20 protein-coding genes are annotated in these 19005 nt (G+C 61.0%); 10 read left to right on the forward strand and 10 right to left on the reverse strand.

The window, feature by feature from the left end:
• Positions 1–1023: cysteine--tRNA ligase (gene cysS / locus WA943_RS08385; protein ID WP_424469416.1), on the reverse strand; the 1023-nt coding region annotated here is incomplete at its 3' end.
• A gap of 500 nt (positions 1024–1523) precedes the next feature.
• Here cysS and folE point away from each other — a divergent pair.
• From folE to WA943_RS08400, 3 genes are all read left to right on the forward strand, one after another.
• Positions 1524–2147 (forward strand): GTP cyclohydrolase I FolE, encoded by a 624-nt coding sequence (gene folE, locus WA943_RS08390; protein ID WP_424469495.1) that lies wholly within the window; start codon positions 1524–1526, stop codon positions 2145–2147.
• Positions 2148–2274: 127 nt separating this feature from the next.
• Entirely contained in the window at positions 2275–2730 is a 456-nt protein-coding gene (hisI, locus tag WA943_RS08395) for a phosphoribosyl-AMP cyclohydrolase (protein WP_424469417.1), read from the forward strand.
• A 111-nt stretch (positions 2731–2841) separates the two neighbouring features.
• Positions 2842–3885, forward strand: coding sequence for a patatin-like phospholipase family protein (locus tag WA943_RS08400; RefSeq protein WP_424469418.1), 1044 nt, complete (start codon positions 2842–2844; stop codon positions 3883–3885).
• A gap of 6 nt (positions 3886–3891) precedes the next feature.
• On the opposite strand, the gene WA943_RS08405 is transcribed toward WA943_RS08400, so the two are convergent.
• Positions 3892–4320 (reverse strand): CBS domain-containing protein, encoded by a 429-nt coding sequence (locus tag WA943_RS08405; protein ID WP_424469419.1) that lies wholly within the window; start codon positions 4318–4320, stop codon positions 3892–3894.
• Positions 4321–4539: 219 nt separating this feature from the next.
• Here WA943_RS08405 and WA943_RS08410 point away from each other — a divergent pair, with 219 nt between their 5' ends.
• Together WA943_RS08410 and WA943_RS08415 are read left to right on the forward strand one after the other, a co-directional pair.
• Positions 4540–5820 (forward strand): DUF2157 domain-containing protein, encoded by a 1281-nt coding sequence (locus WA943_RS08410; protein ID WP_424469420.1) that lies wholly within the window; start codon positions 4540–4542, stop codon positions 5818–5820.
• A complete protein-coding gene (locus tag WA943_RS08415) occupies positions 5817–6446 on the forward strand; it encodes a GDYXXLXY domain-containing protein (RefSeq protein ID WP_424469421.1) in 630 nt (209 codons plus the stop codon). Before WA943_RS08410 ends, WA943_RS08415 begins: the two co-directional genes overlap by 4 nt.
• A gap of 3 nt (positions 6447–6449) precedes the next feature.
• On the opposite strand, the gene WA943_RS08420 is transcribed toward WA943_RS08415, so the two are convergent.
• Positions 6450–7895 carry a carotenoid oxygenase family protein gene (locus tag WA943_RS08420; protein ID WP_424469422.1) on the reverse strand — a complete coding sequence of 482 codons (1446 nt, stop codon included), beginning with the start codon at positions 7893–7895 and terminating at the stop codon, positions 6450–6452.
• Positions 7896–7979: 84 nt separating this feature from the next.
• Between WA943_RS08420 and WA943_RS08425 the strand changes: the two genes are divergently transcribed.
• Positions 7980–8666 carry a TetR/AcrR family transcriptional regulator gene (locus WA943_RS08425; RefSeq protein WP_424469423.1) on the forward strand — a complete coding sequence of 229 codons (687 nt, stop codon included), beginning with the start codon at positions 7980–7982 and terminating at the stop codon, positions 8664–8666.
• Here the strand turns inward: WA943_RS08425 and WA943_RS08430 are convergent.
• From WA943_RS08430 to WA943_RS08440, 3 genes are all read right to left on the reverse strand, one after another.
• Positions 8663–8974 carry a DUF4389 domain-containing protein gene (locus WA943_RS08430; protein WP_424469424.1) on the reverse strand — a complete coding sequence of 104 codons (312 nt, stop codon included), beginning with the start codon at positions 8972–8974 and terminating at the stop codon, positions 8663–8665. The genes WA943_RS08425 and WA943_RS08430 overlap by 4 nt on opposite strands.
• A gap of 84 nt (positions 8975–9058) precedes the next feature.
• On the reverse strand, positions 9059–9865 hold the full coding sequence (locus WA943_RS08435) for a rhomboid family intramembrane serine protease (RefSeq protein ID WP_424469425.1): 807 nt from the start codon (positions 9863–9865) through the stop codon (positions 9059–9061).
• Positions 9858–10460 (reverse strand): 2-hydroxychromene-2-carboxylate isomerase, encoded by a 603-nt coding sequence (locus WA943_RS08440; RefSeq protein ID WP_424469426.1) that lies wholly within the window; start codon positions 10458–10460, stop codon positions 9858–9860. The genes WA943_RS08435 and WA943_RS08440 overlap by 8 nt, the downstream gene beginning before the upstream one ends.
• A 367-nt stretch (positions 10461–10827) precedes the next feature.
• Between WA943_RS08440 and hfaB the strand changes: the two genes are divergently transcribed.
• Entirely contained in the window at positions 10828–11892 is a 1065-nt protein-coding gene (gene hfaB / locus WA943_RS08445; RefSeq protein ID WP_424469427.1) for a holdfast anchoring protein HfaB, read from the forward strand.
• A gap of 200 nt (positions 11893–12092) precedes the next feature.
• On the opposite strand, the gene WA943_RS08450 is transcribed toward hfaB, so the two are convergent.
• The 3 genes from WA943_RS08450 to WA943_RS08460 all read right to left on the reverse strand — a co-directional run bounded on the left by WA943_RS08450 (position 12093) and on the right by WA943_RS08460 (position 14420).
• Positions 12093–12452, reverse strand: coding sequence for a hypothetical protein (locus tag WA943_RS08450; protein WP_424469428.1), 360 nt, complete (start codon positions 12450–12452; stop codon positions 12093–12095).
• Positions 12453–12908: 456 nt separating this feature from the next.
• On the reverse strand, positions 12909–13226 hold the full coding sequence (locus WA943_RS08455) for a DMT family transporter (RefSeq protein ID WP_424469429.1): 318 nt from the start codon (positions 13224–13226) through the stop codon (positions 12909–12911).
• A 189-nt stretch (positions 13227–13415) separates the two neighbouring features.
• Positions 13416–14420, reverse strand: coding sequence for a hypothetical protein (locus WA943_RS08460; protein ID WP_424469430.1), 1005 nt, complete (start codon positions 14418–14420; stop codon positions 13416–13418).
• A 485-nt stretch (positions 14421–14905) separates the two neighbouring features.
• On the opposite strand from WA943_RS08460, the gene WA943_RS08465 reads away from it, so the two are divergent.
• Positions 14906–15565, forward strand: a complete 660-nt coding sequence (locus WA943_RS08465; RefSeq protein WP_424469431.1) for a PAS domain-containing protein — start codon at positions 14906–14908, stop codon at positions 15563–15565.
• Positions 15566–15657: 92 nt separating this feature from the next.
• Here the strand turns inward: WA943_RS08465 and WA943_RS08470 are convergent, their stop codons facing one another.
• On the reverse strand, positions 15658–17301 hold the full coding sequence (locus tag WA943_RS08470) for a choline dehydrogenase (protein ID WP_424469432.1): 1644 nt from the start codon (positions 17299–17301) through the stop codon (positions 15658–15660).
• Between the two features lie 299 nt (positions 17302–17600).
• Here WA943_RS08470 and WA943_RS08475 point away from each other — a divergent pair, with 299 nt between their 5' ends.
• Together WA943_RS08475 and WA943_RS08480 are read left to right on the forward strand one after the other, a co-directional pair.
• Positions 17601–18203: a PilZ domain-containing protein gene (locus WA943_RS08475; protein WP_424469433.1), complete on the forward strand. Its 603-nt coding sequence runs from the start codon at positions 17601–17603 to the stop codon at positions 18201–18203.
• Between the two features lie 69 nt (positions 18204–18272).
• A complete protein-coding gene (locus WA943_RS08480; RefSeq protein ID WP_424469434.1) occupies positions 18273–18977 on the forward strand; it encodes a crotonase/enoyl-CoA hydratase family protein in 705 nt (234 codons plus the stop codon).
• The last annotated feature ends 28 nt before the right edge of the window (positions 18978–19005 follow it).

The raw sequence follows: 19005 nt of genomic DNA on the forward strand, positions 1-19005 counted from the left end.
GCCATTGCCATCGGCCCTGACGTCGCCAAGCGTCCGCAACGCGCCGTAAAGACGGTCGAGCATACGGCGCGACTGGGCAAGCCCATCCGCCGTCCAATCCAGAGGCTGACGATAATGCCCGTTCAGCAGCGCGAGCCGGATCGCTTCGCCGGGCGCTTCTTTGATCAGGTCGTGAACCAGCAACACATTGCCGATCGACTTCGACATCTTTTCCTTTTCGATGTTCACGAAGCCGTTATGCAACCAGAAGCGCGAGAAGAGCTTGCCGCCATGCGCGCATGTCGACTGCGCAATTTCGTTTTCATGATGCGGGAACTGAAGATCGATGCCGCCCGCGTGAATGTCGATGGTCTCGCCGAGATGCTGCTCGATCATCGCCGAGCATTCAATGTGCCAGCCCGGACGCCCGCGGCCCCACGGGCTGTCCCAGCCCGGCTGTTCCGGCGTCGAAGGCTTCCAGAGCACAAAGTCCGCCGGGTCTTTCTTGTATGGCGCAACCTCGACGCGCGCGCCCGCGATCATGTCGTCCATGTCGCGACGCGAAAGATGGCCATAGTCTGGATAGGCCGCGACATTGAAAAGCACATGGCCTTCCGCCGCATAGGCGTGTCCGCTCGCGACAAGCCGCTCCATCATCGAAATCATGCTGCCAATGGCATCCGTCGCCTTCGGCTCGATGTCGGGCGCGAGCACGCCGAGCGTACCCATGTCGTCGCGATAAATCTGCGCGTATTTCTCCGTGATGACGCCGATCTCGACGCCCTGCTCTTTGGCGACGGCGATGATCTTGTCTTCAATGTCGGTGATGTTCCGCGCATAGACGACTTTGGGATAAAGCCGCCGCAGCAAGCGCGCCAGCACGTCGAAGACGACGGCAGGCCGCGCATTGCCGATATGCGCATAATTGTAAACGGTCGGTCCGCAGACATACATCGTCACGCGAGCGGGATCGGCCGGCTCGAAAATATCCTTGCTGCGCGTCAGCGTGTTGTAGAAGGCGAGTTTGGGGAGCGTCGAAGTCATGTCACGGGCCTGATGTCTGGAACAGCATGCGGAAATCGCCTCGGTCCCACCGAAGGGACCTCAGGCGGCGGTAGTCACTCGTCCGCAGGTGCGACAGGTCGTCATGGCCAATTTCCCAAGATCACCCCGCAAAATAGGAGCGACCGTCATTTGTTAATCGCCTTGATCCTCATCGGCAAGGCTTAACAAGCCAAAAATAGATCGCCACATCGGAGAACCGTTGGCGGATTCGGCTCGTCTAGAAGGATATGGGTTGGCTCGCGGCGCCCCATTTTGCGCCGTTTAATGGACTGACCGGTCTTGATAGCGGCTTTCTGCAAGGCTATATGCAACTTTCAGACAATGTCACATCAACGGCAGCATGGCATAAGACCCCGTGCTTGATGGGCAAAACGGGCGGAGCCGCGAGGCCCCCGCGCGTGACTTGAACCGGCAGCTTGCATCGCCCGCCTGAAACGGGGAGCTGTTGGGAAACCCCTGGAGAGAGTGGTCATATGGACATGAACGCAGTTGACGGTTTGCGCGCCCGCGTGAGTAAAGATCAGTTCGAAGCCCCGCAGAAGCCGAGCCGCGAAGAAGCGGAAGCGGCTGTACGCACGCTGATCGCATGGGCGGGTGACAACCCTGCCCGCGAAGGATTGATCGACACCCCCGGCCGTGTCGTCCGCGCCTATGAGGAGTTCTTCGAGGGCTACAACGAAGACCCCTACAAGGAACTGACGCGCACCTTCGAGGAAGTCGAAGGCTATAACGACATGGTGATGCTGCGGGATATCAGTGTCGAATCGCATTGCGAACATCACATGGTCGCCATCCTCGGCAAGGCGCATGTCGCCTATGTCCCGACCAACAAGGTCGTCGGCATTTCAAAGCTGGCCCGCGTCATCGAGATTTATGCGAAGCGTTTGCAGACGCAGGAAACGATGACCGCCCAGATCGCCGAAACGATCACCAGCGCCCTGAAGCCTGCAGGCGTCGCCATCCTGATCGAAGCAAAGCATCAGTGCATGACCACGCGCGGCATCAAGAAGCCTGACGTGGCGACGATCACGACGCAGTTCACCGGCGTGTTCCGCGACGACCCGCGCATGGAAGCCCGCTTCATGCAGATGATCCGCAGCTGAAGATCGACGGCTCATCTCTGCAAAAATCATCATGGCCCGGCTTGACCGGGCCATTTCTTTTTGTCTTCAGTCGTAAGATGGATTACCCGACCTGATCGGGTGATCACGCTGAAGGGTATAAGCGATCATGAGCACCACCTCCCCCCTCTTCGGCCCGCGCGGCACTGAAGCCGAGATCGAAGAAGGCACGGTCTTCGCGCCGAAGTTCGACGCCGACGGCCTGATCCCCGTGGTCGCCACCGACGCCAATACGGGCGACGTGCTGATGTTTGCCTGGATGAACGCGGAAGCTCTCGAAAAGACGATCAGGACAGGCGATGTCTGGTACTGGAGCCGCTCGCGCAAGGCGCTCTGGCGCAAGGGTGAGACCAGCGGCCAGACGCAGAGCGTGCGCGACATCCGCATCGACTGCGATCAGGACGCGCTGGTCATCAAGGTCGAAGTCGGCGGTGATGGCGGCGCCTGCCATGTCGGCTATCGGTCCTGCTTCTTCCGCTCGGTGCCTGTGGGCCCGGCGGATGGTCCGTTAACGCTTCGCATCGAAGACGCAAAACTGCCCGGCAACGGCCACAAGCATCCCTGAAACGCCATTCCGACACATTTCCGCCCTTCGGCCGCCCGCGACACACTGTAAAGCGGAACGGCGAAGGAGCATGATGCGTTGAGTAATGCGTAGGCAATGAAGCAACAGCGAATGACACGACCTAAAATCGGCATCGCACTCGGCAGCGGCGTCGCCCGCGGCTGGGCTCACATCGGTGTGCTGAAAGCGCTGACCCGCGCAGGCATCGACCCCGACATTATTTCAGGCACATCGATCGGCGCGCTTGTCGGCGGCTGCCACATTGCTGGCAAGCTCGATCCGCTGGAGGCATTCGCGCGCAGCCTGAACCGCCGCCGCTTGCTCGGCCTCATCGACTTTCGCTTTCGCTCCTCCGGCCTCATCGGCGATTCAAAACTCGAAGCGCTGATGCACGAACACCTCGGCGACCTCTCTATCGAAAACCTCGACCGCACCTTTGTCGGCGTCGCAACCGAACTGGCGACCGGCCACGAAGTCTGGCTGCGCGACGGCACGCTCGTGCAGGCGATCCGCGCTTCCTACGCCCTGCCCGGCGTTTTCGCGCCCGTGCCAATCGACAATCGCTGGCTGATCGACGGCGCCATCGTCAATCCGGTGCCGGTATCCGTCGCCCGTGCGCTCGGCGCGCGCCTCGTCATCGCGGTCAACCTCAACACCGATCCCTTCGATCCCTCGACGCGCCGCAATTTCGAGCAGGGACAGAACCCGTTTTACGTGTCGAGCTTTCCGCCCGTCGCCGTCGTTTCTGAACTCAGCGAAGAAATCGCGGAGATGGTGGAGGAAGAAGCGAGCGCCGAACTCGCAGCAGCCGACGCCGATGAAAACTCGACAATCATGGCCGGCATTCGCGGCACGCTCAGCCGCTTGCGCGGCGGCACGCGCGAACCCGAACGCGAAATCGTCAAGCGCGCCATCGGCAGCAGAAATCGCGGACCGGGATTTGCGAGCGTCCTGCTCGCCTCGCTCAATATCGTGCAGGACCGCCTCGCCCGCGCGCGGCTTGCCAGTGATCCACCCGATGTCGTAATCGCGCCGAAAATCGGCCACCTGACACTGCTGGATTTCGACCATGCGGACGAGCTTATCCGTCTCGGCGAAGAGGCGACGGAAGAAGCGCTTCCCCTCATCCGTGAAACGATAAGCCTGCTTCGGTAAGGCGTGTCAGCTATTGGTGATGTAAAGGCGCATCGCTTCCGTCTCCATCACGGTTTCTGCAATGCGATGCTTCACCACGTCACCGATGGAAACAATGCCGACCAGCTCTCCGCGATCGATGACCGGAAGATGGCGGAAGCGCCCTTCCGTCATCACATCCATCAGCTCATTGATGGAATCGTTGAGTTCGCAGGTCACGATGCGCGATGTCATGACATCGCGGACCGGCCGCTCGAGCGCTTCGGCACCTGAATGTGCGACAGACTTTACAATGTCGCGCTCCGAAATGATGCCGAGCAACTGACGGCCGTGCATGACAACCAACGCGCCGATGCGACGCTCGCTGAGCATTTTTGCCACTTCCGCAAGCGTCACGTCTGGATCGACCCTGGCGACGTCGGAGCCTTTGGCCTTCAGGATTGTGGCAACGTTCATGGCATCTCCTCCCTTGTCTCGGGATCAGCAGACGAAGCGTTGGCGCGCGAACCGCTAACACCGCTCGCTAAGGCTGCGCCGGCAACTACCTGTTTGTGATGATGCGGCATTCCGCCGCAGCGTGCAAGTGCGCTACACTCCACTCACCCCCGGCGACCAGTTCGCAATTCGCTTCGTTATCATTTCCCTTCAGTTCTTTAACGATTCGGCGGCATTCACATGTGGCAACGCGTCTACCTTCAGCGCTTGAAGCGCGACATGGAGCTTTGGATCGAACGCGGATGGGTAACGCCCGCCAATGCCCAGGCGATCCTCGCTTCGTCAAGCGGCGACGCAACGATCCGCCGCATTCCGCAAATGCTGGCGCTTCTGGGTGCCGTGCTGATCGGCTTTGCCGCCATGAGCTTCGTCGCTGCGAACTGGAGCGAAATCCCCAAGCTCGTGAAGCTCGCTCTGCTTTTCGCCGCCTTGTGGACGGCATGGGGCGCGGCCTTCCTGCTTGAACGGCGTGGTCACCCCGCTTTCGCAGAAGCCGCCGTCGTCGCAGGCCTCGCGCTTTTCGGCGGCAACATCATGCTGATCGCGCAGATCTATCATGTCGATGCGGGCGCGCCGGGCTGGGTTCTGCTCTGGAGCGTCATATCGCTCGCCGCCGCCTGGGCGCTCCCCTCGCGCGCCGCACTCGCCATCAGCATATTGCTGGCGATCATATGGTCGGCCTGGTCGCCGCCCGCCCTGAGCCATCCCCATTGGGCTTTCTTCCTGCCCTGGGCGCTCGCCCTCATCCTGACCATCCGCTTTAGCTGGCTCCCCGGCTTCCACCTCGCCATCCTCACCGCCTGGGTCTGGGCGGGGCTGAACGCCGAGCCGCTTGCAGCAAGCATCGGATGCGGACGCGGCGATCTTGCTGTGATCTTTGTCCTCGCCGCCCTGCTGCTCTGGCTTGTCGGCATGCGCGTTTCGGAGCGGTCCTTGCGTTTCGGATCGGTGCTTGAAGGCTATGGCATCGTCATTTCCTTCGCACTCATCTGGATCCTGCAGGCCGCGCCTGCTGAAAGTCATGAGGGCCTCTTCTGGCTCGTGCTGACGCTGGTCGGTCTCGCCGCCATCGCGGCAATCGCCTATCGGGAGTTGAATGCGGGCCGCCTGTCCGTGCGCGATCTCGTCGGCATCGGCGCTCTTGCGCTGGGCGCTGCGCTCTACCCGCTTTTTGCCGCCAGCGCCGGTACAGTCGCATGGGTCTATGCCGCCCTCTTTATCGCGCTATCCGTCTGGCTGGTCGCCTTCGGCACCGGACGCAACAATCGCTTCGCGCTCAATGCGGGCTTCGTCGCCTTCGCAATCGAGGTGCTCTATCTCTATTTCCAGACGCTCGGCACGCTTCTCGGCACCGCCGCTTTCTTCGCACTGGGCGGCATCATCCTCATTGCGGGCAGCCTCCTGATGGCGCGCATACGCCGTCGCGTCGTTGCTTCCGTCGATGAAGGAAAATCATCATGATCGCGCGTCTCATTTCGCGTTTCGGACGCTTTGGTGCCGCCGTCCTCGCGCTCATCATCGTGCAAACGCTCATTCTGGTGTGGATGGTCGGCGATCGTGTCTCGATCCTGCGCTCCAGCGATGTGGTCACGCTGAAGAGCGAGCCTGTCGATCCGCGCGATCTCTTTCGCGGCGACTACGTAACGCTGGCCTATGGCGTCTCGCGCCTCTCGCTCGACGGAATGCCCGGCGATACGGATTTCGACATGGGCGATACGATCTATGTGGAGCTTGTGCCCGCCCGCGATACATGGCGCGCGGGCGCTGTCTATCGCACCTACCCGAAGGCGGGCGAAGGCCACAAGGTCATCCGTGGCCGCATTGTCGAACTGACCCGCGGTACGCCGCGCGTCCGCCCGCTTCGCAACAACCAGATGGAAGAAATCCCCTGCGCGGACTGCATCTCGATCCGCGTCGCCTATGGCATTGAAAGCTATTTCGTGCCCGAGGGCGAAGGCCGCACACTCGAAGAAGAACGCAACGCGAGCGCGCTCTCCGTCGATGTGGCGCTTGCATCGGATGGCGAAGCGGCGATCAAGGGGCTCCGGATCGACGGTGAACCCGTCTATCAAGAGCCCCTGTTCTGACGATCAGACCGCACCGCGCCAGTTACCATGGAAACCGAAGGGCACCCGCGTCGGCAACTCGACCCGCGCCACCGGGCCTTTTGAAATGTCATCGACGTCGAGCACGATGAAGTCGCTGAGGTTGCGCGCCCGATCGTAGAGAAGCGAAACGATCCAGCCATCGCCCTCCGCCGCGCCTTCCTTGCGCGGCACGAAAACCGGCTCCATCACATATTTGCCCGCGCCGGGCACATATTGCGTGCGCCGTCCGGTTTTCAGATCGGCATGGACCAGCGTATCGAAAGGCTTGCCTTGCGCAGGCTCGCCCGTCATCGCGGCATAAAATCCGTGTCGGTAATCATGGCCCGTGAAGCGCTCGTCGAGCCTGGGAAATTCACCGGCGAGATCGTTCAGCGGCTCTTCCGTATAGGTGTTGCTGTTGCCGTCGAGATCGAAGGTCCAGCGCACGAGCTTTGCGGGCTCATCCGACAATCCTGACGCCGCCCTGCTGCCATCGGCATTGGGGAAAAGCGGCACGCGGTCATATTTCATGACATCGGCGATCACGCGCGTCTTGCCGCCCGCATGGCTCGTATAGGCATTCATCGGGTGATAGACGTAGCAGGCGTCGCCTTCGAACCAGCGGATCGTGTCGACGCTCGCATCGCGCGCCATGACGCCGATGCGCGTTCCAACCGAGGGGTCCCACGCAATTGTCGGCCCGCCCTTCATGATGCGCTCGACATCGATCGTTGCCGGGAAGATCGGGAAGATCACATGCTCGTCGGTCGTGATGAAGTCATGCACCATGCTCGCATAGGGCGCCTTGAACATCTCCGACCGCGTCAGCTTTCCGCTCGCATCGACAACCTGATAGGAAATATCCGGCGTTCCCGGCCCTGCCGCCATATAGCCGAAGAAAAGCATTTCGCCGGTCTTCGGATCGAGCTTGGGATGCGCCGTCATCGGGCCCTGATATTTGCCGCCAAAGTCCCACGCGCCCTTTGTCTCCAGCGTGTCGCCGTCCATGGCGACAGGCTGATTTCCCTCGTCGATGGCAAACAGCTTGCCGCCATGCCAGACGATATTGGTATTGGCGACGTTGCGCTTGACGCCATCGGCTTCCGGCAATGACGGCGCGCCGAAACCCGTCGAGACGAGGCGACGCCCCGCCTTGCGCTGCACCTCATATTGCTCGGTATGTACCCAGCGGTTGCGATAGCTCGCTTTTCCACCTTCAACATGGATCGCGTGGATCATCCCCTCGCCTAAAAACCAATGATGTTCATTTCCGAGCGGCGGAAACATGGGGTTTGGTCCGTTCCTATAGAGCGTGCCTGCCAACCCTTGTGGAATCTCCCCCTCCACGACCACCAGGTCGGGCGCGTCGCACTCAGCCATGACAGGAGCGAAGTTTTCCTGAAGGAGCGGATCTTTTGGAAAAGGTTTCGACATAGCACGCCTCTTCATTAGAACATTGTTATAACGATGTTATAAACAAAGGCTGGACAGCCCGTCAAGCCTGCCCGATAGAGAGGAACGGAGAAAAAAGTAATGAGTCTCGACGACACCCCCGACACCAGCACGGCCGACCAGCGGCGCAACGCGCAGCGCGCTGCACTGCTTGATGCCGCCAGTGAAATGCTGATGCGCGGCGGGCCTGACGCTATTTCGTTGCGCAAACTCGCCGCCAGGGTCGGCACGTCGACCATGGCCGTCTATACGGCGTTTGGCGGCAAGGAAGGCCTGATTACGGCGTTGTTCGAGGAAGCTTTCGACCGGCTGGCGGATGCGCAAAACGCCGTGCCGAGATCGCCTGAGCCATTGCTCTGGCTTGAAGGGCTGGGACGCGCCTATCGGCAATTCACGCTCGCCAATCCCTCCTATTACGCGCTGATGATCAGCGTCACCATGCCGGTGAGCGAAGCCTTGCGCCATGAAGAGCTCTCCATCACCAACCCGCCTGCACGGGGCATCTCACGCTACCCTTCGTATCAGAACCTGTTCGACGCGGTGGAAGCCTGCGTCGCGGATGGAAGTTTCGCGCCTGACGGCGATCCGATGATGATCGCAGATGCCTTCTGGGCAACCGTGCACGGACTGTGCAGCCTTGAGCTTGCCGGCTTTTACCCGAGCGCGGAAATTGCACAGGCGCGCTTCAGCTTCACCTGCTTTGCGGTGATGCGCGGCCTTCTCACCGAGAAAGGCCTCGCAAAACTTCAGGCCCTTGCCGGAGCCTAGTCGCCGACATTCGGAAACTTGCCGAGCGGAAACGGCTTGTCTTCACGTGCAAAGATGATGAAGGTCAGGCACTCGCCGACATATTGAACGAGGTTGCGGCTGAACTGCAGCAGCTCCTCGTTCTTCTCTTTCTGGATAGCGAGCAGAACGATCTGCACCACGCCCAGAAAGAGCGCCAGAGAAAAGGCGATATGCGCGAAAAACCCGAAGACAAGCATATAGACGAAACGCAGCCACAGCGGCTCCTGCACGCTTACATCGGCAGCCGGTTCCGAAGGCGCGCCGGAAGATGTCGAAGTGTCGCTCATCGTCTCTCTCCTCCTCCAGTGACACCCATCAATTTGGGCCTGTTCGCTATGTGGTTACTCCACACAGCGATTCAATAAGCCCGCTCAACCCCTGTCGCGACCGCTCCATTCGCCATAGCCGACATTGCCCGGCCCGCCAGATGGCGACATCTGGTAAGGGTCGAAGAAGCCAAAGAGAAAAAGTCCGGCAAGGAACCCGCCAAGATGCGCCTCCCAGGCGACATTGGCGGTTTCGCCCGTCATGGTGATGCCGGTCGGCCCGAAGAGAAAATTGAGACCGATCCAGACGCCCGCAAAAATCAGCACGCGCCGGTCAGTCAGCGCGCGGCCAATGCTTGCCTGCGCGCGCGGCGCGGAACTCGGCCCCACATTGCCGCCAAGGCCGCCCAAGGGTCCATCGGCAAGAAACACAAATCGCGCCGCGCCGCCCATGAGGCCGGATATCGCCGCCGACGCACCGACGACGGGCATCAGCGATCCGCCATTGAGCGCGACATGCGTAAGGCCGCCGATAATGCCGCAAAGGAAATAGAAGAGCGTGAACCGCAGCGGGCCGATCCGTCGCGCGACCGGGCTTCCAAACGCCAGAAGCCAGATGCTGTTGACGATCACATGCGTCCAGCTTCCATGCATGAAGGTGTAGCTGATCAGCGTCCACAGATCGCCGGCAAGCCCGCCGGGGAACACCATGTCGGGATGCGCCGCCGGAGGAATGAAGCGCGCAGGAAACAACGCGAAGAGGATAAGCAGCTCCTCCTGCGCCTCATTCGGCAACCATGAAAAAAGCGCATAGGCCCCGGCAATCGCCGCAATGAGCACAAGCACGATGGCGGGCGCATTAAAGGCTGGCGGCTCTTTTGCGCGGAACGTCCCGTTATCGAAATTAACCATGAGAGAGAGCCGCCTCCACGAGCGGCAACCGGTCGTTACCGAAATACATATCTGTCTTGTTCACGAACATGGTCGGCGAACCAAACCCGCCCCGCGCGATCACTTCTTCCGTATTGGCGCGCAGCTTCGCCTTGATGTCGTCGTCCTTGATGCGCTTGCTCACCACGTCCCAGTCGAGGCCGACATTGCGGCATATCTCGGCGAGCACATCCGGCTGGCTGATATCCTTCAGCTCGCCCCAATAGGCACGGAAGGTCGCCCAGGCGAAAGCGGGCAGTTTACCCTCCTCGTCCGCGACGATGGCTGCGCGCATCGCATCGACCGCACGCACCGGGAAAACCGGCGGCTGGCCGATCTCGATGCCGCAGAACTTCGCCCAGTCGCGCAGATCCTTGACGTAATAGCGCCCCTTCACCGGATGCGGATTGGCGCGCGTTTCGTAAACCGTCTGGTTAACTTCGTTGAAAATGCCGCCCACCAGGATCGGCCGCCATTCGATCGTCGCGCCCGTGCGCGCCGCCACAGCCTCGATACGGCTGAAGGCGAGATAGGTCCAGGGGCTGGAGCAATCGAAAAAGAACTCAAGAGTGGCCAAGGACTACCTCCCTTCTCGATGGGGTTAACGGGGCGCGAGTGTCGCCTGCGCCGCGCGGCCCCGCAACCCGGCCGTCCCACACAAGGACGCCGCTCCATGAAATTCTTGCCCCGTATCGATGCGGGACATTCGAAACCCTCCAATGCGGCGGCAGGCAAGCGGCGAAAATCGAAACGCCGCCGATCCTGCTTCGCAAAGCCGCAGAAAACGGCGCCTTTCCGCAAATCCCAACAAATCATGACCGCTGGCATACCGGTTGCACTCAAAGACCTGACTTGGACGTCGCACGGCACTGAGCCAGATCACATCACTCAACGATGATCGCCAGTACTGAAGCGCCGACAAATGGCAACCAGGAGACGATCCCGTGTTCAAGAGCGCAAAGACGATACTGACCAACAGGAAGCTGCCCACGCGGACGCTGGGCGTGCTCTCCGTCGCCTTTGCACTTACCGGCTGCATCAGCGCCAACGCGGGCTCGGACGGTCGCTACACATCGCCGGTCGGAAACGCACCGGTCATCAATAACGAAACGCCCTATTCAAGCGCACTGCGCTGCGTCGCCACCCATGTGAACAGCGACGCGCAAACCATGCGCATCGCAGTCGGCAATATCCGCGACTATACCGGCAAGGAAGAAGCCGACGGTTCTGGCCGCAAGATCACGCAAGGCGCATCGCTCATGGCCATGTCGGCTCTCGGCAAGGCTGGCGTGCCGCTGGTCGAGCGCTACGACACCTCGATCACCGAACTCGAACTCAAATACACCAACAACAAGCTCATCGGCGACGCGGAAGGCGGCGACTATCGCAAGATCTTCGCGGGCGAAATCCGTGGCAGCGACTATTACCTCGTCGGCGGCATCACCGAACTGAACTTCAACATCCGGTCAGGCGGCATCGACGCCTCTGTCGCAAGCTCCTCGGCAACAGGCTGGGGCGCGGCCGCTGGCGGCAAGATGTATGTGATGAATATCGGCCTCGACCTGCGCCTCGTGAACAGCCGCACGCTCGAAGTCATCGATTTCGTCTCGTACCAGAAGCAGATCGTCGGCCGCGAAGTCAGCGCAGGCGTCTTCGACTTCCTCGGCGGCAATCTCTTCGAGATCGGCGGCGGCGAAAGCGCCCAGGAGCCGATCCAGCTCGCCGTGCGCTCCGTCATCGAACGCGCCGTTCTGAAAATGCTTGTGCCGCTCTACCACGTCAATCCGACCGAATGCGCGCGCTTCGCGGGCAACAGCGACCCGATGGGCAAGATCGACTACCGTCAGTCGAACCCGGAAGGCGCCCGCATGCCGCCCGTGGCCGAACCTCGCACGACCGACGCACCGCGCACCGTCCCGGCTGCATCGAAAACAGCCAAAGCCGACAACACGCCCTACGCCTATTACAGCGAAGTCGACAATAGCGGCCTCCGCGGCGGCGTGAACTGATCCACCCCATTCGCCGATGGCGCTGCAAATCGCGCCACGCCACCGGCTCCATCCCTCAGGTTGCCTCCGGCCAAGGCCGGGTCTTGAGAGCTGCTGTCCGGGCTTCATCGGACAGAACCGAACCGCCCACGGGGGGCACCCGAAGCGGTTCGGCGAGACAAACTTCAGGGGAGGGCTTTTGCCCTCCCCCTTTTTGTCGTTCACGGGGCAAAGGTGATAGCGGGCGGCACGCCGAGCCGCACATAGGCGTCGATCCCGGCACGCACAAAGATAACGTTGAGCCACATGATCGCAAAGCAGGTCGCGAACCAGAACGCGAAAGCGCCAAGCTCCCTCATCCCTCCGCTCGCGGCGCGCATGCTGTCGCGATAAATGGAGAGGAACGCCGCAAACATCGACACTTCGAGTGCCGGCAGCACGACTGCCAGAGCTTCGAATGCATCGCGCGGCGGATTGGTCACCGCCCTCAGATAGAGAAGTGAAACGAACGCGGCTGCCACGCCGACGCTGCGAGCGTTCTCGATGCTCCATCTGAAAGTGCGGATCGATAAGGTAATCATGGCTATCTCCCTCCAGGTCGCAGATCGCCGTTCGGTGCCGCGCGTTTTCGCGTCCGTTGGTCTCCGCAAGTGATCGTTCTATGGCGTCAGTGGTGCTGGATCAGACGACCGGCGGCGCACGGATTTCGCCGCCCACTGACAGTCGTCCACCGTCTTCTGGTATCTGGAAATGGAAAGGCAACATGGGGACTCCGTGATTTCGCGAGTGAAACCACCGGCGGGAGTCCTGAAACGACAAGAGCCCCAACCGGTTTGGTGGGGCTCTTGGTCAATCTCGCAAAACGCAATCAGCGCAAGCGAATACGACCCGGCCCCGAGGGCGAGTAAGTACCAAAGCGCTTGGTCGATTGATGGAGTGCGTTGCTCATGGGCGTCTCATACATCCGAGTCGCCGTCTTGCCAAATGCATATTCACTATGCGGATGACTATTTTCAGACGCGATGCTCAAAAGCAACTCACCCTTCCGCCAGCTTGAGCAAGCCTATGCCGCAGATAATGAGCGCAATTGCGCCGAGCCGTGTCAGGCTCGCCTGCTCGCCATAGACCAGAATGCCGATGACGACGGATCCGATAATGCCCATGCCCGTCCAGACCGCATAGGTCGTGCCGAGCGGCAGCGTCTTCGTCGCCATGGAAAGAAGCCAGGTCGTGGCGAGCATCGCCACCAGCATCACGGCGATCACGGGCTTGTTGGTGAAGCCCTCACTGGCCTTCAAGCTCCACGCCCAGATCACCTCAATTACGGCGGCAACCGCCAGAATGAGCCATGCCATATCGCACTCCATCGGAAATGCGACGAGGTCGTCCTCGTCCTGTATTTTGGGGATCTGAGCCGGGTCGTCCCGGCGTGCTTACTAAATAGGGCCAGTTGACCAACCTATCAAGCAGATGTCGCGGCACCGGATAGCAAAACGGGGAGGCTTTCGCGCTCCCCGTCATTGCTCATCTCGATGTGCCTGGCGTCAGTACCCGACACCGCCGCTGAAGGTCGCCATGCCTGCACCAGCCGCGCTTGCCGTGGACTCAGCCCGATCCGCTTTGCGAATGAAGATTTCCGCATAGCCCGGACGGCCTTCACCACCAACTTCGGCACGGGCCGAGCGGCTTTGCGCAGGAGCGCAGGCCAAACCATTCGCGCCATAGCGAAGCGCCTCGCCTTCATGGCACTCGATCACATAGCCGCCATCGTAATTGGCGTTCCGCTGATCGTCGGAGCCGATCATACGGCCGATCGTCGCGACCAGCATGTCACCGGAAAGGCAGTGAAACACTTCCACCTCATCCCGCGGCGAAAATTCGCGAACCGGTGTTGAATAACGCGCCGTTTCCTCGAGCCCCTTGGCGCTGACGCAGACACCCTTGACCGGCTTCATAACCGTCTGCTCACGAACTACGACATTGAGCGCGCCCATCGACATCGGAGCCGGTGCTGCAACATAGTAGCTGCCGCCACCGCCGCCGCTGCCATTGCCGTTGCCGATGCCAAAGCCCGAACCGCCGGAACGGCTGGAACTGCGGCTGCTTGCGCCGTTGGCGACGGTGCTCGCAAGGTTCGAATTCGCCGTGGCGATGGAAGACGCCGTGGCATTCGCATTCGTGTTCACGTTGACGATCACATTGTTGGTATTCGTGTTCGTATTGGTGTTCGTATTGGTGTTCGTGTTGGTGTTGGTGTTGGTGTTGGTGTTGGTGTTCGTATTGCTGTTGCTGTTCCAATTGGAGTTCTTGTTCCAGTTGAAATTCTTGCCGCCATGCTTGCCGCCACCACCGCCATCTTCGTCGCATCCGCAATCTTCCGGCGGCGGCGGAGGGGGAGGAGGCGTCTCGGTGCAGCCGCAGTCTTCCTGTGGCGGAGGCGTATGACCGGCGCCCGCTTCAGCGGGGGTGGCTTCCATGAACACGAAGGCGCCGAGGCCAATCGCGAAGGTGAGCGCGAGTGTGGAGATCTGGGGGGCTTTATGTTTCATCTTCATTCTCCCGGGCCAAATGGGCCCATTCTGGTGCGCCACCTGACGCGCATGCCCTCCCATTGCAGAAGCCGTGCCGCTTTAAGGAACCGAACCACAACGGGAATGACAAACGTCGCCTCGCAGGGCTCGTGCCGAATGCCGACAGGTCGCCCGCCTCTCGCGTCGTTAATATTCATTAACGACGATTGCTCCAGACACGGAAAATCCCGGCTTTCCGCCATGATGCGCGCGCAATAGCGCCTCGCGCACCGCGCTGGCACGCTTTCTGCTCTTACCCCCTCATAACCCGGCGGTGTCCCGCATCCTGTTTCGCATCGAAACAGACGGCCCCGGCGGAAGGAGTTCAAAAAAGATCGCCCCAAAAGGGGACGTTCCGATTTGATTGAGTTAAGGTTTTCGCGATGGGGCGCGCCTTCCGAAAAGAAGGCGCCACGGGGGATCCCCCGCCAAGCGAAAAACGCCTGGGCAGGGGTTGAAGCAAAATGAAGCACAAGACGATAAACGCGCTTTTCGACTACTGGAACACCATGCGCGCCGGGCGTCCCGCGCCGCTGCGCAGTGAAATCCAGCCGGGCGACATCAAGCGCTGCCTGCCGCATGTCTTCATCCTCGAGCGCGAGGATGCGCAGACTTATCGCTTCCGTCTTGCAGGCACCGGCCTTTGCAGCATTTACGGAATGGAGTTCCGCAACCACAACCTGCTCTCAATGTGGCAAGAGGACTGCCACGAGAGGCTCCGTCATGCTCTGACCGACGTCACCGAAAACGCAAACATCAGTCTCGTCGAATACACGGCCACGACAAACGATCATCGTGAGGCGACGTTCGAAATGCTCCTGCTGCCGCTTGCGCAGGAAAATGGCGCCATCACCCGCATTCTGGGCGCCGCCGTACCCGTCGACGAATTTCCCTGGATCGGCGACCGTCTCCTCGCCCGCCAATGGATCGACCGCCTGCAGATTCTCGATCCCGAACGCATGCCCAAGCGCGAACGCGCCGCCGAAGCCGCCCGCCGCATCATTCGCGAAAGGCCGCCCCTCATTTCCGCACATATTCCGAGCCTCGCCAATCGTCGCGCACCGCTTCGCAGCGAGCGTGCCTATCTGCGGCTCGTCAAGCAGGCTCATATAACGGGCGAGTGATACAAGTTTTCCATGCGGCTGCACCCCGCAAACGAAAGGGCCGGTATCCATCAAGGATACCGGCCCTTTTAGTCAGTCTGCTTCGCTGAAGCTCAAGCTGCGGCGCCGCGACGATCTTCAGCGATGGTGACATGCTCGGGTGCAAGTGCTGCCTTGCCAAGAATATCGTCCGAAATCTTTTCGGCGATCATGATCGTCGGCGCATTGGTGTTGCCGCCAACAAGCGTCGGCATGACCGAAGCGTCAACGACGCGCAGCCCTTCAATGCCACGCACCCTGCACTTCGTATCGACAACGGCCATCGGGTCATTGCCCATCTTGGCTGTGCCGACCGGGTGATAGATCGTCTCGGCGCTTTCGCGGACCCAGGCGTCGATCTCGGCGTCGGACTGCTTGTCGGCACCCGGCCAGAACTCCGGCCCGCGATAGGCGTCCATCGCGCGCTGCTCAACGATCTCACGCACCATCCGCACGCCGTCACGCATGGTGCGGCGGTCGGTTTCGGTCGCGAGATAGTTCGGCTGAATGAGCGCGTGATCGGCGGGATCGAGCGACTTCAATGCCACATAGCCGCGGCTTTCAGGGCGAAGCTGGCAGACATGCACCGTAAAGCCATGTCGATCAGACTTCGTACGCGCATGGTCGCGCATCATCGCGGCCACGAAATGGATCTGGATGTCGGGGATTTCAAGCTCGGGGCGCGTCTTCAGGAAAGCGCCGGATTCAAGCCCCTGCGAAGCGGCAACGCCGGTCTTGAAGAAGGTATATTGCATGCCGGTGAGAAGCTGGCGCACCAGCTTCGTCTGGCTGTGCAGCGTGATCGGCAATTTGCATTCATAGATCACCGTGCTGTCCAGGTGATCCTGCAGGTTCTGGCCGACGCCCGGCAGATCGGCAACGACGTCGATGCCGAACTTGCGCAGATATTCGCCCTCGCCGATACCCGACAACAGCAGAACCTGCGGCGAGTTCACCGCGCCGCCCGACAGAATGACTTCCTTTGCCGCCTTGACGGTCTTGAGCTGGCCGTCTTGCATATACTCGACGCCGACGGCGCGCTTGCCTTCGAACAGAATGCGATGCGTCAGCGCCTTGACCTCGACCTTGAGGTTCGGGCGGCCGAGCGCCGGGACGAGATAGGCCGTCGCCGCGCTGCAACGCTTGTTGTTCTTGATTGTCGTCTGATACGGGCCCATGCCCTCTTGCTGCGGGCCGTTGAAGTCGTCCGTATAGGGATGGCCTGCCTGCTTGCCCGCCTCGACGAAAGCATCGAAAAGCACGTTGCTCTTCATGGCGTTCGAAACGCCGAGCGGGCCGTCGCCGCCATGAAACGCGCTGCTGCCGTTCTGATTGCCTTCCGACCGGCGGAAATAGGGCAACACATCGGCAAAGCCCCAACCATCAAGGCCCTGCTGACGCCACAGGTCGTAATCGCGCGCATGGCCGCGAATATAGATCATGCCGTTGATCGAGGACGATCCGCCAAGCACCTTGCCGCGCGGCCAGAAAAGCTTGCGGTTGTTCAGATGCGGCTGGCCCTCGGTGTAGTAGTACCAGTTGACGGTGTCGGTGCCGATCAAGCCACCCACGCCTGCCGGCATATGGATGAGGAAATTAGTGTCCTTCGCGCCTGCCTCCAGCAGCAAAACCTTGTTCGCCGGATTTTCCGACAAACGGTTGGCTAGAACGCAACCGGCACTGCCTGCGCCGATGATGATGTAATCGAAGTCACTCATGGTGTTTCCTGGACTTTCTCGTTACTCGTCTCGCAAAGAATGCGGAACGGGCGTTCTACGCGCCCCTGATCGCTGCAGCCAGCGGCCCCGATTCCCCCGAATGGTCGGATTTGACCGAATTGTCAGCAATGATGAAAGCTGACGCAAGCGTCATTTCTCTGGAAACCTGTCAAAAGGGAGCAAATAGGTGAAATTCCCCCTTTCCCGTAGGGTTGACGATAAATTTTCATTAACCCTGCAAGGCTATCCTGTTCCCCGGAGCCCCCGTAGATTCAGGGTGCTAAAGAAGAGCTTGAGCAATGAAGACTGACCAGCAAACAGGCCACGAACGGCGCCGCCACCCGCGTGTGCCCGTGACTGTGAAAGGCCGCTTCCTCGCCCCCGACGGGTCTGAACATGCCTGCGAAATTCGCGACATGTCCCTTTCGGGCATCGCTCTGATGTCCGACGCCACCGTCCCCATGGATGCCCATCTGATCGTTTACCTCGACGATTTCGGCCGTTTCGAGGGCCCCGTGGTGCGGACCTTCGACGGCGGCTTTGCCATTGAAACCGCCCTGAGCGGCGCGCGTCGCGACCGCGTCGCCGAACGCCTCGCTGCCTTTGCCAAGGGCGGCAACGGTTCCGGCGCCCGCGCTTTTCCGCGCTATGCGCCAACCGACGCGGGAATCGAAGAAGGTTCGATCCTCACGCTGGCCGATGGCCGCTCATCCCCCTGCCGCATTGTCGATATGTCGCTTGGCGGCGCCAACGTCGCCACCGAACTTCGCGCGCCCATCGGCACCAATGTCTCGATCGGCCGCATGAAAGGTCGCGTCGTCCGGCATACGGAAGAAGGCATCGCGATCTCCTTCAGCGATATCCCCGAACGCGCCAGCGCACTCTCCCGCCCCTTTGGCTGATCCAACGCCATTGCGTTGCGATTAGGCCTCTTTAGACTGCCCTCGAATTTCAACTCCGGGGGCAAGAAGATGGCCGCGTCGATTCTCAACTACACGCTCAATGACGGCGTCGCCGTTCTCACCATGGACGACGGTCGCGCCAATGCGCTCGGCCACGACATGATCGGCGCCCTCAAGGCCGCCCTCACCCGCGCCGAGGGCGAAGCCAAGGCCGTCCTGCTGCTTGGTCGCGAAAAGCGCTTCTGCGCAGGTTTCGACCTCGAAGTCATGGCCGCCGGCCCCGAGCATGTGGCCCCGCTCGTGACGGCTGGCGCTGAACTCCTGATGGACATCTATACCCACGCGCTCCCGATCGTCATCGGCTGCACCGGCCATGCGCTCGCCGCTGGCGGGCTGCTGCTGCTCGCCGCCGATACGCGCGTCGGCGTTGAAGGGGATTTCAAGATCGGCCTGCCCGAAGTCGCCATCGGCATGACCATGCCGGTCTTCGGTCTCGAACTCGCCCGCGACCGCATTCTGCCAAATCATCTGACAGCCGCCGTCACGCAAGCGCGCATCTATAATCCGGTAGAAGCCGCCAAGGCCGGCTATCTCGACCAGACGGCGCCTGCAGAGGCCCTTTTCGAGACGGCGCTTGCCCGCGCCCGCGAGCTTGGCGCCCTGCCCCAGCCCGCCTTCCGCAACACCAAACGCAAGGAACGTGAGGCCACCGTTGCCCTCATCCGTGCAACATTGAAGAGCGATAGCCGAACTTTCGACGGCGCGGCGCGTTAAGTACCCGTTTACGTTCTGGCTCCAACCG

The sequence above is a fragment of the Parvibaculum sp. genome, from assembly GCF_049651025.1.
Taxonomy (GTDB): Bacteria; Pseudomonadota; Alphaproteobacteria; order Parvibaculales; family Parvibaculaceae; genus Parvibaculum.